Source organism: Paenibacillus sp. FSL W8-1187 (assembly GCF_037965485.1).
Lineage (GTDB): Bacteria > Bacillota > Bacilli > Paenibacillales > Paenibacillaceae > Paenibacillus_O > Paenibacillus_O pasadenensis.
The window spans coordinates 15,001-28,257 of the sequence record NZ_CP150181.1; the positions used below are offsets into that span (position 1 = coordinate 15,001).

At 58.8% G+C, this 13,257-nt stretch carries 14 protein-coding genes, 2 rRNA genes and 1 riboswitch (1 of these 17 only partly in view); of the genes, 14 read left to right on the forward strand and 2 right to left on the reverse strand.

Going from position 1 to position 13,257, the window contains the following annotated elements:
* Positions 1 to 1,501: ribosomal RNA gene (locus NYE40_RS00060) — 23S ribosomal RNA — on the forward strand; it begins 1,440 nt to the left of the window's first position.
* An 84-nt stretch (positions 1,502 to 1,585) separates the two neighbouring features.
* Positions 1,586 to 1,702 (forward strand): 5S ribosomal RNA (gene rrf, locus NYE40_RS00065).
* A 110-nt stretch (positions 1,703 to 1,812) separates the two neighbouring features.
* Here the strand turns inward: rrf and NYE40_RS00070 are convergent.
* On the reverse strand, positions 1,813 to 2,355 hold the full coding sequence (locus tag NYE40_RS00070; RefSeq protein WP_028598284.1) for a hypothetical protein: 543 nt from the start codon (positions 2,353 to 2,355) through the stop codon (positions 1,813 to 1,815).
* Positions 2,356 to 2,583: 228 nt separating this feature from the next.
* On the opposite strand from NYE40_RS00070, the gene NYE40_RS00075 reads away from it, so the two are divergent.
* The 10 genes from NYE40_RS00075 (at position 2,584) to rsmI (ending at position 9,946) form a co-directional block, all read left to right on the forward strand.
* Entirely contained in the window at positions 2,584 to 2,760 is a 177-nt protein-coding gene (locus tag NYE40_RS00075) for a sigma factor G inhibitor Gin (protein WP_323744212.1), read from the forward strand.
* A 102-nt stretch (positions 2,761 to 2,862) separates the two neighbouring features.
* Entirely contained in the window at positions 2,863 to 4,434 is a 1,572-nt protein-coding gene (locus NYE40_RS00080) for an aminotransferase class I/II-fold pyridoxal phosphate-dependent enzyme (protein WP_043111127.1), read from the forward strand.
* Positions 4,435 to 4,511: 77 nt separating this feature from the next.
* A complete protein-coding gene (gene tmk / locus NYE40_RS00085) occupies positions 4,512 to 5,150 on the forward strand; it encodes a dTMP kinase (protein WP_028598281.1) in 639 nt (212 codons plus the stop codon).
* A gap of 42 nt (positions 5,151 to 5,192) precedes the next feature.
* Positions 5,193 to 5,522 carry a cyclic-di-AMP receptor gene (locus tag NYE40_RS00090; RefSeq protein WP_028598280.1) on the forward strand — a complete coding sequence of 110 codons (330 nt, stop codon included), beginning with the start codon at positions 5,193 to 5,195 and terminating at the stop codon, positions 5,520 to 5,522.
* A 15-nt stretch (positions 5,523 to 5,537) separates the two neighbouring features.
* Positions 5,538 to 5,981 carry a YaaR family protein gene (locus NYE40_RS00095; protein WP_028598279.1) on the forward strand — a complete coding sequence of 148 codons (444 nt, stop codon included), beginning with the start codon at positions 5,538 to 5,540 and terminating at the stop codon, positions 5,979 to 5,981.
* Positions 5,982 to 5,999: 18 nt separating this feature from the next.
* Positions 6,000 to 6,980, forward strand: a complete 981-nt coding sequence (holB, locus tag NYE40_RS00100) for a DNA polymerase III subunit delta' (RefSeq protein WP_028598278.1) — start codon at positions 6,000 to 6,002, stop codon at positions 6,978 to 6,980.
* Positions 6,981 to 6,983: 3 nt separating this feature from the next.
* Positions 6,984 to 7,787 (forward strand): stage 0 sporulation family protein, encoded by an 804-nt coding sequence (locus tag NYE40_RS00105; RefSeq protein ID WP_028598277.1) that lies wholly within the window; start codon positions 6,984 to 6,986, stop codon positions 7,785 to 7,787.
* Between the two features lie 55 nt (positions 7,788 to 7,842).
* Entirely contained in the window at positions 7,843 to 8,244 is a 402-nt protein-coding gene (locus tag NYE40_RS00110; RefSeq protein WP_028598276.1) for a DNA replication initiation control protein YabA, read from the forward strand.
* A gap of 81 nt (positions 8,245 to 8,325) precedes the next feature.
* On the forward strand, positions 8,326 to 9,111 hold the full coding sequence (locus NYE40_RS00115) for a tRNA1(Val) (adenine(37)-N6)-methyltransferase (protein WP_028598275.1): 786 nt from the start codon (positions 8,326 to 8,328) through the stop codon (positions 9,109 to 9,111).
* The gene (gene rsmI / locus NYE40_RS00120) at positions 9,077 to 9,946 is read left to right on the forward strand and encodes a 16S rRNA (cytidine(1402)-2'-O)-methyltransferase (RefSeq protein ID WP_043111126.1); all 870 of its coding nucleotides are present in this window, start codon (positions 9,077 to 9,079) and stop codon (positions 9,944 to 9,946) included. The genes NYE40_RS00115 and rsmI overlap by 35 nt, the downstream gene beginning before the upstream one ends.
* A 108-nt stretch (positions 9,947 to 10,054) precedes the next feature.
* Here rsmI and NYE40_RS00125 read toward each other — a convergent pair whose 3' ends face one another.
* Positions 10,055 to 10,309, reverse strand: a complete 255-nt coding sequence (locus tag NYE40_RS00125; protein ID WP_028598273.1) for an AbrB/MazE/SpoVT family DNA-binding domain-containing protein — start codon at positions 10,307 to 10,309, stop codon at positions 10,055 to 10,057.
* A gap of 274 nt (positions 10,310 to 10,583) precedes the next feature.
* Here NYE40_RS00125 and NYE40_RS00130 point away from each other — a divergent pair, with 274 nt between their 5' ends.
* On the forward strand, positions 10,584 to 11,900 hold the full coding sequence (locus NYE40_RS00130; RefSeq protein ID WP_043111125.1) for an HD domain-containing protein: 1,317 nt from the start codon (positions 10,584 to 10,586) through the stop codon (positions 11,898 to 11,900).
* 13 nt (positions 11,901 to 11,913) lie between these two features.
* Positions 11,914 to 12,687, forward strand: a complete 774-nt coding sequence (locus tag NYE40_RS00135; protein ID WP_028598271.1) for a TatD family hydrolase — start codon at positions 11,914 to 11,916, stop codon at positions 12,685 to 12,687.
* Positions 12,688 to 12,867: 180 nt separating this feature from the next.
* Positions 12,868 to 13,091: riboswitch (cyclic di-AMP (ydaO/yuaA leader) on the forward strand.
* Positions 13,092 to 13,257: the final 166 nt, after the last annotated feature.

A 13,257-nucleotide genomic window follows, 5' to 3' on the forward strand; every position in this document is an offset into this window, starting at 1 on the left:
ACAGGTTGATATTCCTGTACCACCGTAAGCCGTTATGAGCAATGGAGTGACGCAGAAGGGTAGTGACGCGGACCGATGGATGTGTCCGTCCAAGCAGTGAGGCTGGTTTGTTGGCAAATCCGCAAACCGTAAGGCTGGGCTGTGATGGGGAGGGAAACTTACAGTACCGAAGGTCATGATCTCCAGCTGCCAAGAAAAGCTTCTAGCCAGGCGAAGGTGCCCGTACCGCAAACCGACACAGGTAGGCGAGCAGAGCATGCTAAGGCGCGCGGAGTAACTCTCGTTAAGGAACTCGGCAACATGACCCCGTAACTTCGGGAGAAGGGGTGCCTCGGTAGGGTGAATAGCCCGAGGGGGCCGCAGTGAAAAGGCCCAAGCGACTGTTTAGCAAAAACACAGGTCTGTGCGAAGCCGTAAGGCGAAGTATACGGGCTGACGCCTGCCCGGTGCTGGAAGGTTAAGGGGAGCGGTTAGGGGTAACCCGAAGCTGTGAACCGAAGCCCCAGTAAACGGCGGCCGTAACTATAACGGTCCTAAGGTAGCGAAATTCCTTGTCAGGTAAATTCTGACCCGCACGAATGGCGTAACGACTTGGGCGCTGTCTCAACGAGAGATCCGGTGAAATTTTACTACCTGTGAAGATGCAGGTTACCCGCGACAAGACGGAAAGACCCCATGGAGCTTTACTGCAGCTTGATATTGGACTTTGGTACGATCTGTACAGGATAGGTGGGAGCCTAAGAAGCCGGAGCGCCAGCTTCGGAGGAGGCGCCGTTGGGATACCACCCTGATCGTATCGGAGTTCTAACCTGTCACCGTGAAGCCGGTGAAGGGACCGTGTCAGGCGGGCAGTTTGACTGGGGCGGTCGCCTCCTAAAATGTAACGGAGGCGCCCAAAGGTTCCCTCAGAATGGTTGGAAATCATTCGAAGCGTGCAAAGGCATAAGGGAGCTTGACTGCGAGACCAACAAGTCGAGCAGGGACGAAAGTCGGGCTTAGTGATCCGGTGGTACCGAATGGAAGGGCCATCGCTCAACGGATAAAAGCTACCCTGGGGATAACAGGCTTATCTCCCCCAAGAGTCCACATCGACGGGGAGGTTTGGCACCTCGATGTCGGCTCATCGCATCCTGGGGCTGAAGTAGGTCCCAAGGGTTGGGCTGTTCGCCCATTAAAGCGGTACGCGAGCTGGGTTCAGAACGTCGTGAGACAGTTCGGTCCCTATCTGTCGTGGGCGTAGGAAATTTGAGAGGAGCTGTCCTTAGTACGAGAGGACCGGGATGGACGTACCGCTGGTGTACCAGTTGTTCCGCCAGGAGCACCGCTGGGTAGCTACGTACGGACGGGATAAGCGCTGAAAGCATCTAAGCGCGAAGCCCCCCTCAAGATGAGATTTCCCAGTATGTAAGACCCCTGGAAGACGACCAGGTCGATAGGCTCGAGGTGGAAGCGCGGCAACGTGTGCAGCTGACGAGTACTAATCGGTCGAGGGCTTATCCTACTTAGCAAGAACCAGCCGGTCAGCACGGCATTTCGTTCGATCCAGTTTTCAGGGCGCAAGCCTACGCCTTGAGCAAGCAGGACGTTTGGTGGCGATGGCGGAAGGGAACCACGCGTACCCATCCCGAACACGACCGTTAAGCCTTCCAGCGCCGATGGTACTTGGACCGCAGGGTCCTGGGAGAGTAGGACGTCGCCAAGCACTTGCAACCACGAGCCGCCGCATCCGAAGATGCGGCGGCTTTTTGCATGGATCGAGCTTCATTCGATCTTCTTCAGGTTATAAAAAAGAAGACCAGGCATCGGCCTGATCTAACGATGATAGTAAGAGAAGAACGGCTCCTCGAAGGGGAGCTTGATGACGCCGTCCCTGTTCTCCTTATGGAGGCGGACGATGGCATAGACGAGCGGAGCCAGCAGCCATAGATGAAGCAGCAGATAAGCGGAGAGCAGCCATGGAGACAGCCACGGGTAGAAAGCTCCGATGGCGCAGGCTCCGATCCAAAGCTTGTGGAGCTGAAGCCGCTGGAAGACGGACAGTTCCATAGGCAGCACCGGCATATAGCCGGGAAAGGGAAGCTTCCATCTCCATTGCCAGCGGCGGGAAGTGGACTCCAGCGAATGCCTGCGCAGGAGAGCCATGCGGATAATGGCCGCATGCAAGGCGGGAATCAACATAAAGCCCGTCATCAGGCCGAGCAGCGACGGCCAAGGATCGGCGATAAGAAGCGCGAGCGCAAGGGTCGCGCCGGAGATGTAGTAGAACCGCTGAAAGCCTTGCTCGAAGGCTAGCTTGCGGACAAGCTTATATTGATAGATGGTCGCTTCCTTCTGCTCGGATAGAGGCTGGAACATGGAATCCTCCTTGGAATGAAGCCCGTCTGCTCGGAACGGCGCCAGCCGTGGACCGGATGCGCCAATCACCCTTGGCGAGGAGCGGCATATCTTATAGAAGCGCGGATGGGCCGATGTCATCTTCTTGCTTATTATAGCGAAGCGCAGGTATGAATTGCTAGAATGAAGGACATAATGCTACTATCATTGCAAGGAAAGAAAGGCGGATGGGTGATGCATGAGGAAGCCATGTGCAACTGCATCGTATGCGGCGAGCTGAAACCCCATGACCAAGGATTGCGAATCGTGACTGAATTCATATGCGGGAGCTGCGAGAGGGAAATGGTGCAAACCGATGTGCTGGATGAGAAATATCCTTTCTACGTTCATCAGATGAGACAGATCTGGATCCATAAAAATGCTTGAGCTTCCGCCATGAATGGCGGGAGCTTTTTTTTGGACGGGCGGACCGCTACAATGGAGGAAAAGATCCGTTGAGCGGGAAAGGAAGCCGTTTCATTGAAGAGAATGATGCCGATCGTAGACATGCTGCAGCGGCACGCCGCTGCCCGGCCCTTGTCTTTTCATGTCCCTGGCCACAAAGGAATCGCGAGATCGCTGGCGGCATCGGAACGCTGGAACGACGAGAGCGACGACGGAGCGCCATCGTTCCTAGCCGCCCTAGGCGGACTGCTGCCTATGGATGTGACGGAGCTGAGCGATACGGACGACCTGCATGATCCGTCCGGAGCCATCGAGCAGGGGCAGCAGCTTGCTGCCCGCCGCTTCGGAGCCGAGGAGACGGCGTTCCTCGTCGGAGGAAGCACGGCCGGCAATCTCGCTCTTCTGCTCGGCTGCACGGGGCCAGGGGACATCGTGCTGGTCCAGCGCAATGTCCATAAATCTGTCTTGAACGGCATCCGGCTGAGCGGCGCGGAAGCCGTCTTTCTGGAGCCGCGCATCGAGACGGCAAGCGGCCTGACGGAGCTGCCCGAGCTGGCAGCGGTCGAACAAGCGCTTCGCAGCTGGCCTCAGGCCAAGGCGCTTTTTCTCAGCACCCCGAGCTATTACGGCTGGTCGCGCGACCTGCATCCTTATGCGGAGCTCGTCCATCGGACCGGATGCTTGCTGCTCGTAGACGAGGCCCATGGCGCGCATTATGGCCTTCACCCGAGCTTGCCGTCAGGAGCGCTGCAGGCCGGAGCGGATGCCGTCGTCCAGTCGACGCACAAGACGCTTCACGCGATGACGATGGGGGCGATGCTGCACATGCAGGGAGAGAGGCTGGATCGACGGAAGGTGAAGGCGATGCTCGCCGCGCTGCAGAGCTCCTCTCCATCGTACCCGATTATGGCTTCGCTCGATCTCGCGCGCGGACTGCTCGATGAGCACGGGGAAGAGTGGTTCGCTCCCGGCCTGGAGGCTGCGGCGGCGATCCGCAGCGGCATTCGCCGAAGCGCGCGATGGGGGCTTGCGGAGGATCTTCTTGAGGACGGGGAGATTCGCACGGACCCGCTGCGACTGGTCGTTCATGACCGGCTGGGCGGAATCCAAGGCTTCGAGCTGCTGCGGCAGCTGGAGGAACGGGGCATCTGGGCGGAGATGGCCGACGAGTCCTATGTCGTGCTGCTCGTCGGCGCGCGTACCGGCATCGAGGAAGCGGAGCGGCTCCTGGCCGCTCTTGCGGAGCTGGAAGCGCTCGTAGACGAGGGATTGTCCGCGGTGGAAAGAGCCTTCGGCCGCGCAGAGGCGCGGGATGACGAATCGGATACGGATAGCGAACAGGCGCATGGCGCAGAAGCTGCCTCCGGAGATGATGCCGAGGCCGGCTCGAACGAGGCTGCCTTTCTTTTCTCCAAGCCGACCAGGCTGGAACGCTTCCCGCCGGAGGAAAGGGAAACCGAGCTGGTGCCGCTGCTGGAGGCAGCTGGCCGCATCAGCGCCGAGACGATCATTCCCTACCCGCCGGGAATACCGCTCGTGCTGGAGGGAGAGCCGCTTACGGATCGGGCAATCGCAAGCATGCAGCGGCTGAAAGAAGCGAGGTTTCAGGGTAAAAATGCGTCTGAACGAGGCTGGATCCGGGTAAGGCGACAATAAGCCTTTCGGCGGAGCCGCGCGGTTTCGCGCCCGATCTATGGTATGATAAAGGGAAACCAGATGCAGGGAGCATGAACGTGTCTAAAGGAATCTTCATTACAATAGAAGGCGGAGAAGGAGCGGGCAAGACGACGCTGATCCGCTCTCTCGCGGCGGAGCTGGAAGCAAGAGGACAGTCCGTGCTGACGACCCGCGAGCCCGGTGGAATTCCGATCGCCGAGAAGATCCGCGCGGTCATCCTCGACAAGTCCCATACGAGCATGGATGCCCGGACGGAAGCGCTGCTGTATGCGGCTGCCCGCAGGCAGCATCTCGTCGAAAAGGTCGTGCCCGCGCTCGAAGCGGGGCAATGGGTCATCTGCGACCGCTTCATCGACAGCAGCCTCGCGTACCAGGGCTACGCCCGAGGACTCGGCATCGAGGAAGTGCGCGGCATCAACCGCTATGCGATCGGCGAATGGATGCCCGACGTGACGCTGTGGCTCGACGTGCCGCCCGAGCTCGGGCTGGCGCGGATCGCCGCTTCGAGCGAGCGGGAGGTCAACCGGCTCGATCTGGAGGCGGAGTCGTTCCATCGCCGCGTCAGAGAAGGATATCGGCTGCTGCACGAGCAAGAGCCCCGGCGGATGTTCCGGCTGGACGCCTCGGCGGCGCCCGATGCCATTCGGGAAGAAGCGATGAGGGTCCTTTGGCCCCGGCAGCAGGATTCCATCTGAAGCATGTCGAATTTTAACGGAAACGTTACAGGAGGGATGAGGATGAAGCTCGTCATCGCCGTTGTACAGGACAAAGACAGCAACCGCCTTTCCAACGCCTTGGTAAGCGCAGGCTTCCGGGCGACCAAGCTCGCCAGCACAGGGGGCTTCCTCAAGGCCGGCAACACGACGTTCATGATCGGAATCGAGGATGAACGGGTGCACGAGGTGCTTCATTGCATCCGCTCCAACTGCAAGGTGCGCGATCAGCTCGTCACTCCGGTGTCGCCGATGGGCGGCACGACGGATTCGTATATTCCTTTTCCCGTCGAGGTCCAGGTGGGAGGCGCGGCGGTGTTCGTGCTTCCGGTCGAGCGCTTCGAACATTTCTGACAGGAGAGGGTTGGCATGAAAATCGATCCAGGGTACCGTCCTCTCGGCCAGGACCGCGTCTCGGGCAGCGGAGCCGGGCGCGCGGTGCAGCCGAAATCGTTCGCCGACGTCATGCACCAGCAGAACGGCAGCCGGACGCGGGAGGAGCTGCAGCAGAAGCTGCAGGACATCCAGGCGCAGGGAGACCGGCTCGCCCGCTCCATGACGGTGCGCGAGCTGCAGACGTACAAGGCGATGGTCAAGCAGTTCCTCGAGCTGACGGTGCGCCGCGGCGTCGGCATCAAGGACGTGCGCAGCATGGACCGCAGAGGCCGAATCAAGCGGCATAAGCTGCTCGACGAGGTCGACGAGAGCCTCCTCGCGATGGCGGAGGAGCTGCTGCAGACGGAGCAGGGGCGGATGCAGCTGCTGCAGAGCGTGGGCGATATCCGCGGCTTGCTCATCAACCTGCTTTTTTAAATAGAAAGGATTCGATCCGTGAAACTTTCCGATATCCCCGGCCAGGGCAAGGCCAAGCAGATTCTTCAGCATGCGCTGCGCACCGGCAAGGTGTCCCATGCCTATTTGTTCGCCGGGCCGAACGGCACCGGAAAGCTGCAGACGGCGCTTGCGTTCGCGCAGGCGCTTTTTTGCACTTCCCGCGGAGATGACGCCTGCGGAGAGTGCCTCGAATGCCGCAAGTTCGAGCACGGGAACCAGCCGGATCTGCATCGCATCGCGCCGGACGGCCAGTCGGTCAAGCTCGGCCAGATCCAGGAGCTGCAGCGGGAGATGGCCTATCGGACGGCCGATGCAGGCAGCCGCAAGGTATACCTCATCGAAAAGGCCGATGCCATGACGCCGCAGGCCGCCAACAGCCTGCTGAAGTTTTTGGAAGAGCCGGTCTCGCCGACGGTGGCGATCCTGCTGGCGACGCATCCCGGATCGGTGCTCCCGACGATCGCTTCCCGCAGCCAGCCCGTGCCTTTCCTTCCTTACTCCACGGAGGAGATGCTGGAGCAGCTCGTCGCCGAAGGAGAGCCTCCGCTGCTCGCGCGGGCGGCCGTCCATCTGGCCTCCGGCAAGGATGCCTCAAGGGCTTTGACGGCGCAAGTTGGGTTTGCAGAAATCCGAAATGTAGTGATACAATTAGGCAAGGAGAGCTTGTCTCGATTCACTGCGGCTCTGGTCACCGTCCAGCAGCGCCTGTCCAAGACGGACCTGGGTGCCGATCCGCAGCTGCTTTTGTCCTTATTGGTGTTATGGTACAGAGACATGATTCATTTTCAGGCCGGAAGGTCTGACAAGATGGTTTTCATAGATCAGGTGGATTGGATAAGCGCCCATGCCTTTACGAAGCCGGCGGCTTACTGGGTTTCGTGCATGGAGCATACGATGGGGGCAGCGGGGATGATCAAGGCGAACGTCGCTCCCCAGCTTGCCCTCGAGCAATTAATGGTACGTCTACAGGAGGGTTAATCCTTGTATAATGTCGTCGGTGTCCGCTTCAAAAAAGCGGGCAAGATCTATTACTTTGATCCCGTCGATCACCCCGTAGGCACGGACCATCATGTCATCGTGGAAACGGCCCGGGGTGTGGAATACGGCAAAGTCGTAGTCGGACAGAAACAAGTAGACGAATCAGACGTAGTTCTCCCGCTTAAAAAAGTCATTCGCATCGCCAGCGAGCAGGACGCCAAAGTCGTGGAAGAGAACCGTGGCGCCGCCCAGAACGCCTTCGCGACTTGCTTGGACAAGATCCGCGCGCACGGCCTCAAGATGAAGCTGGTCGATGTCGAATTTACGTTCGATCGCAACAAGATCATTTTTTACTTCACGGCCGAAGGCCGGATCGATTTCCGCGAGCTGGTCAAGGATCTGGCCAGCGTATTCCGGACCCGGATCGAGCTGAGGCAGATCGGAGTCCGCGACGAAGCCAAGATGCTGGGCGGCATCGGACCTTGCGGACGCGTGCTCTGCTGCTCGTCCTGGCTCGGCGACTTCGATCCGGTGTCCATCAAGATGGCCAAGGATCAGAGTCTCTCGCTCAATCCGACCAAGATTTCCGGATTATGCGGCAGGCTGATGTGCTGCTTGAAATTTGAGCATGATAACTACGAGAGCATCCGGGAAGAAATGCCTTCCGTCGGCAAGACGGTCGTCACCTCGCATGGAGAGGGACGCGTCACCGGCATCAATGCCTCGTCCAAGAAGGTGTTCGTCCAGCTCTTCGATCAAGGCGGACGGCCGAAGGAAATGCCGATCGACGAGGTTGTAGTCAAGTAAGGCCGGCGCCAGCCGGGCTTGAATGATTTGCAGCAAAGCTCTGGGGTGTGAGTTCTTGGACAAAAAAGATCTTTTCCTGCATTTGGAGGAGCTTGAAGCGACGGTTGGCGCCTTCCATCGAGAGCTGGGAGAGCTGAAGCTCAGCGTCAAGCAGCTGCTCGAAGCGAACCAGCAGCTGACGATCGAGAACCGCCAGCTGCGCAAGGTGCTCAAAAAAGAAACGAATCCGCACGGAGAACGGCGCAAGGCCGATCCGGCCGGAGCGGCGCAAGCCGTTACTGCGGCGGCGGCCGTCCTGACGGACGAAGCGGATAGGGAGGATGCGCCTGCAGTCGGAGAAGGGCATGACAATCTGGCCCGCCTTTATTACGAAGGATTCCACATCTGCAACGTGAACTACGGTCATCTCCGCACCGAGGGAGACTGCCTGTTCTGCCTCTCCTTCCTGAACAAATAACCCTTCCAGGACCCGCTTGCGGGTCCTGTTTGTCGTCATGGACCATTTATGATTTTATCCTGGAAGGAGAAGCTATGCATCATGGAGCTTGATTTGCTGCCCAGCGAAAGGCTGGATGATCTATTGACCCATCGGCTCCGCATCATCCAAAGCCGGGAGGTGTTCAGCTTCTCGATGGATGCGGTGCTGCTGGCCCGCTTCGCCGGCGTGCCGAAGCGCGGCCGAATCGTCGATCTGTGCACCGGCAACGGCGTCGTGCCGCTGCTGCTCTCGACCCGCTGCGAAGCCGGCATCGACGCGGTGGAGATCCAGCCGCGCCTGGCGGACATGGCCCGGCGAAGCGTCGCCCTCAACGGGCTCGAGGAGCGGATCCGGATCGTCGAAGGCGATCTGCGGCTGCTCGCCAAGCAGCTCGGCTACGGCAGCTATGACGCGGTGACGGTGAACCCGCCTTATCTGCCTCCAGCGAGCGGCGACCGCAATGAAAATCCGCATGTGGCGGCGGCCCGCCATGAGATGAACGGCACGCTCGAAGAGATCGTCGAGCAATGCGCGCGCCTGCTCCGCACCGGGGGGCGAGTCTCCATGGTCCATCGTCCGGGTCGCCTGATCGAGATCGTCTCGGCCATGACCCGTCACAAGCTGGAGCCGAAACGGATCCGTTTCGTCCATCCCCATGCCGGTTCGGAGGCCAACATGGTGCTGATCGAGGCTGTCCGCGGCGGACGCCCGTCCGTGCGCCTGCTTCCGCCGTTGATCGTGTATCAGGACGACGGGCAGTACAGCGACGAGATCATGGACATTTATTTTCATCAAGGAAGGGGGAAGCCGGATGCAGCTGCAGAAGAGCTTCGAACCGACGGATAAAGGAACGCTGTACCTGGTGGCGACGCCGATCGGCAATCTGGAGGACATGACGATGCGGGCGATCCGCATCCTGAAGGAAGCCGCGCTGATCGCGGCGGAGGATACGAGGCAGACGCGCAAGCTGCTCAGCCGCTTCGAGATCGACAACCGCATGGTCAGCTATCACGAGCACAACAAGGCGAGCAGCGGACCGGAGCTGCTGCGGCTGCTCGAGGAAGGGAGCTCGATTGCCCTTGTGAGCGATGCCGGCATGCCGGCGATTTCCGATCCGGGAGCGGATCTCGCGCGCGAGGCGGCCGCTCGGGGCATCCCGGTCGTGCCGGTGCCTGGAGCGAACGCCGCTTTGTCGGCGCTGATCATGTCGGGGCTGTCGACGGAGCGCTTCACCTTTGCGGGATTCCCGCCGCGGGACAAGAAGTCGCTGGAGAAATGGCTGGAGCCGCTGAAGGCGCTGCCGGGAACGCTGCTGCTGTACGAGTCGCCGCATCGCATCCGCAAGACGCTGCCTGCGCTGCTCGAGCGGCTCGGCGACCGGGAGGCGGCGATGATCCGCGAGCTGACCAAGCGCCATGAGGAAGCGGCGCGGGGAAGGCTGTCCGAGCTGATCGCCCATCTGGAGGAGCAGGAGCCGCTGGGCGAATACTGCCTCGTCATCGCCGAGGGGGAGGCGGAGAAAGTCGAGGCCGGCACGGAATGGTGGCATGCGCTGGAGCTCGAGCAGCATGTCGAGCATTATGAGCGTCTTGGCCAGGACCGCAAGGAGGCGATCAAGCAGGCGGCCGCCGACCGGGGCCTCTCCAAGCGCGACGTCTATAATGAAGTCATGCGTAAATAAAAAAAGACCTTCCTGAGCCGCGAGCGGTTCAGGAAGGCAAGTAAGGAGTATAAAAAGGTTAGAAATACCTTGGGTTAAGTTGCTAAAACCTAGTATACCTGATTTATTCTATTTTGTCACAGGGGAAGGCATTTCGGAAAGGCAAGAATTGCAGACGATCTTTCCTTTGAAGTAAGCGACGTTCTCCGCGTTTCCGCAGAAGATGCAGGCAGGCTCGTATTTCTTGAGCATGATGCGCTCTCCGTCCACGTAGATCTCCAGGGCGTCCTTCTCCCCGATTCCGAGGGTGCGGCGCAGTTCGATCGGGATGACGACGCGTCCGAGCTCATCGACTTTACGTACAATTCCGGTAGACTTCATCATAGGGCAACTTAACCCCTTTCGTAGGTTCATGTATCGTCATGTTTCGACAAAAAGCTACTTTTTATGATCCCTATCATACCAACCATTCCCAAAACAGTCAACCTGCCTTTTTGGCCGCGATTCGCGAAGAAATAAGGCATTGCAGGCGGTACAAGGGGTTCCAACTTAGGCTATCTTACTATAGACAAGTTTCAATTGGAAATATATTTGCGACATCATTCGACAAAAACCTGGGGTTTTTGTCGAAACTATGAACAGAAAGCAAGGTGGGGCAATGGCGAGGCTGGAAGAAGAAAAGGTGTTCAAGGATCCTGTCCATAAGTATATCTACGTGCAAGATCAGCTGATCTGGGATCTGATCGATACGCCGGAATTTCAGCGGCTGCGGAGGATCCGCCAGCTCGGCACGACCTACCTGACCTTTCACGGGGCGGAGCATAGCCGCTTCAGCCATTCGCTGGGCGTATATGAGATTACCCGCCGGATCATCTCGCAATTCGAGCGGAGCGAGTACCCGGATTGGCCGAGGGAAGAGAAGCTGCTCTGTCTGTGCGCGGCCCTGCTTCACGATCTGGGGCATGGACCGTTCTCCCACTCGATCGAGGAAGTGATGGAGTTCGACCATGAGGAATGGAGCTGCCATATAATAGAGGGAAAGACGGAAGTGAACCGGCTCCTGCGCACGGTGGAGGCCGATTTTCCGAGCAAGGTGGCCTCGGTCATCCGCAAGAACTACGAGAAGCCGATCGTCGTCAATCTCGTCTCGAGCCAGATGGACGCGGACCGGATGGATTACCTGCTCCGGGACGCCTATTTTACCGGAGCCAACTACGGCACGTTCGATCTGGACCGGATCCTGCGCGTGCTGAGGCCCCATCAGGGGCGGATCGTCGTCAAGGGGAGCGGGATGCACGCGGTGGAGGATTATCTCATGAGCCGGTATCAGATGTACTGGCAGGTGTACTTCCATCCGGTGACCCGCAGCTCGGAGATCATCCTCCGGAAAATCTTGCTTCGCGCCCAGGAGCTGTGCCGCTCGGGCTATCCGTTCGGGTGGATTCCGGATCCGATCGTCAAGCTGTTCCAAGGCCAGCTCGATGTTCCTTCCTACCTGAAGCTCGACGAGGCGCTCGTGCAGACGGCGTTCGTGGCATGGACGGAAGAGGAGGACAAGCTGCTGTCGCAGCTGTGCTCGCGGTTCCTTCATCGCAAATTGTACAAGTATATAACCTTCGAGAAAGAGCATGAATCAGAAGCGCAGCTGTGCTTCGAGGAAATGGCGGCGGCGGGAATGGATCCGGGCTATGAGCTTGAAATTGATTTCCCGTACGATCTTCCTTATCATGTGTATCGATCCGCGACCGAGGGCCTGACCGATGGAGGAAGGGGCAAGCCACCCATCCTGCTGCTCGAGCCGAGCGGAGCCGTAACGGAAATCTCGCTGCGCTCCGATGTCGTTCCCTCGATCACGGGCATGCACCGAGGCCATTACCGCCTGTATTATGATGAAGAAGCCGCCGGACGGATCCGGCATAAGCTGAAGCCGCGTACGGCGGCCCGTCTGGGCTTGGAGCAGAGCGGCGAAGCATGAAAGGAGTCGAACCATGAAAGGAATCATCGACACGCACACCCATATGGACTCACCGAAATTCGACAACGACCGCGCCGAAGCGATTCAGCGCGCGCGGGAAGCCGGCGTGGAGCTGCTGTTCAATGTCGGCTTCAACCGGGAAACGATCCCGACGACGCTGGAGCTTGCCGAATCTTATCCCTTCGTCTACGCCATCGTCGGCTGGCATCCGACCGACACGGCCGATCTGCGCGAGGGCGATCTGGCCTGGATCGAGTCGCTGATGAGCAATCCGAAGGTCGCCGCGCTCGGAGAAATCGGGCTCGATTATTACTGGGACACCTCGCCGAAGGAGGTCCAGCAGCAGGCGTTCCGCGACCAGATCGCGATCGCCAAGCGATGCCGCAAGCCGATCGTCATCCATAACCGCGACGCCCATGAGGATGTCGTCCGCATCCTCCGCGAGGAGAAAGCGGAGGAGGTCGGAGGCATCATGCACTGCTTCTCCGGCAGCTGGGAAACGGCGAAGCAGTGCCTCGACATGAACTTCTACATCTCCTTCGGCGGACCGGTCACGTTCAAAAATGCAAGGGTTCCCAAAGAGGTGCTCGCGCAAGTGCCGATGGACCGATTGCTGCTCGAAACGGACTCTCCTTACCTCGCTCCGCACCCCCATCGCGGCAAGCGGAACGAAACCTCTTTCGTCACGCTCGTGGCCGAAACGGCTGCGGAAATAAAAGGTAAATCTGTAGAAGAAATCGTTTCCATCACATCGGCAAATGCAAGAAAATGTTTCCAAATTTCTTAAAATGGCGTGATATCGGATGAAAAAAGACTTGTGGAGGAGAAAGATTGACCTTTCCTTGAATAAAACGTCCGTCATCGCCCGAAAACCCTCGATTTTGAATCTCAGAGGATTTTATCGTGTCTTTACAATCGCTTGAAGGAAACGGTATGATTCAACACAGAGCTTTGAGTGATGCAGGATTTTCATCATTCGCTTAATCTCCCCGAACGGGGGGAGCGGGGGAACCATCGCAGCAGAAGGGGACGCAAGCCGTACATACCGAAGGGATGACGCTTGACCGCCAGACAAGCTGTACTTTTCCAGGGGTGAATTCGCCGGGACCACGAGCAGGGTCCTTGAGCCGATAGGGCAGCTCTCTTGCCCGAACCCGTCAGCTAACCTCGTAAGCGCATATAAGAGAGATCAACCTCGTGCTCCACTTCCACCTGATCGTGACCACCCGGGAAGCCACGAAACAGATCCTCTGTCGACGGCTTCTTTTTGTTTGAATAATGAATTATACGTCGACATAGGGTTAACGGTGGAGGTGAGGCGAGGCTGCCAGCGGCGTGCTGCTCGGCACGTACAAAA

What these genes read in the sequence shown, in the direction of transcription:
- NYE40_RS00095 (WP_028598279.1), top strand. Translation starts at nt 5,538, where the DNA reads ATGAAAATCGATCCAGGGTACCGTCCTCTCGGCCAGGACCGCGTCTCG.
- NYE40_RS00075 (WP_323744212.1), top strand. Translation starts at nt 2,584, where the DNA reads ATGTGCAACTGCATCGTATGCGGCGAGCTGAAACCCCATGACCAAGGA.
- NYE40_RS00130 (WP_043111125.1), top strand. Translation starts at nt 10,584, where the DNA reads ATGGCGAGGCTGGAAGAAGAAAAGGTGTTCAAGGATCCTGTCCATAAG.
- NYE40_RS00090 (WP_028598280.1), top strand. Translation starts at nt 5,193, where the DNA reads ATGAAGCTCGTCATCGCCGTTGTACAGGACAAAGACAGCAACCGCCTT.
- NYE40_RS00115 (WP_028598275.1), top strand. Translation starts at nt 8,326, where the DNA reads ATGGAGCTTGATTTGCTGCCCAGCGAAAGGCTGGATGATCTATTGACC.
- NYE40_RS00125 (WP_028598273.1), bottom strand. Translation starts at nt 10,309, where the DNA reads ATGATGAAGTCTACCGGAATTGTACGTAAAGTCGATGAGCTCGGACGC.
- NYE40_RS00080 (WP_043111127.1), top strand. Translation starts at nt 2,863, where the DNA reads ATGATGCCGATCGTAGACATGCTGCAGCGGCACGCCGCTGCCCGGCCC.
- rsmI (WP_043111126.1), top strand. Translation starts at nt 9,077, where the DNA reads ATGCAGCTGCAGAAGAGCTTCGAACCGACGGATAAAGGAACGCTGTAC.
- NYE40_RS00070 (WP_028598284.1), bottom strand. Translation starts at nt 2,355, where the DNA reads ATGTTCCAGCCTCTATCCGAGCAGAAGGAAGCGACCATCTATCAATAT.
- NYE40_RS00135 (WP_028598271.1), top strand. Translation starts at nt 11,914, where the DNA reads ATGAAAGGAATCATCGACACGCACACCCATATGGACTCACCGAAATTC.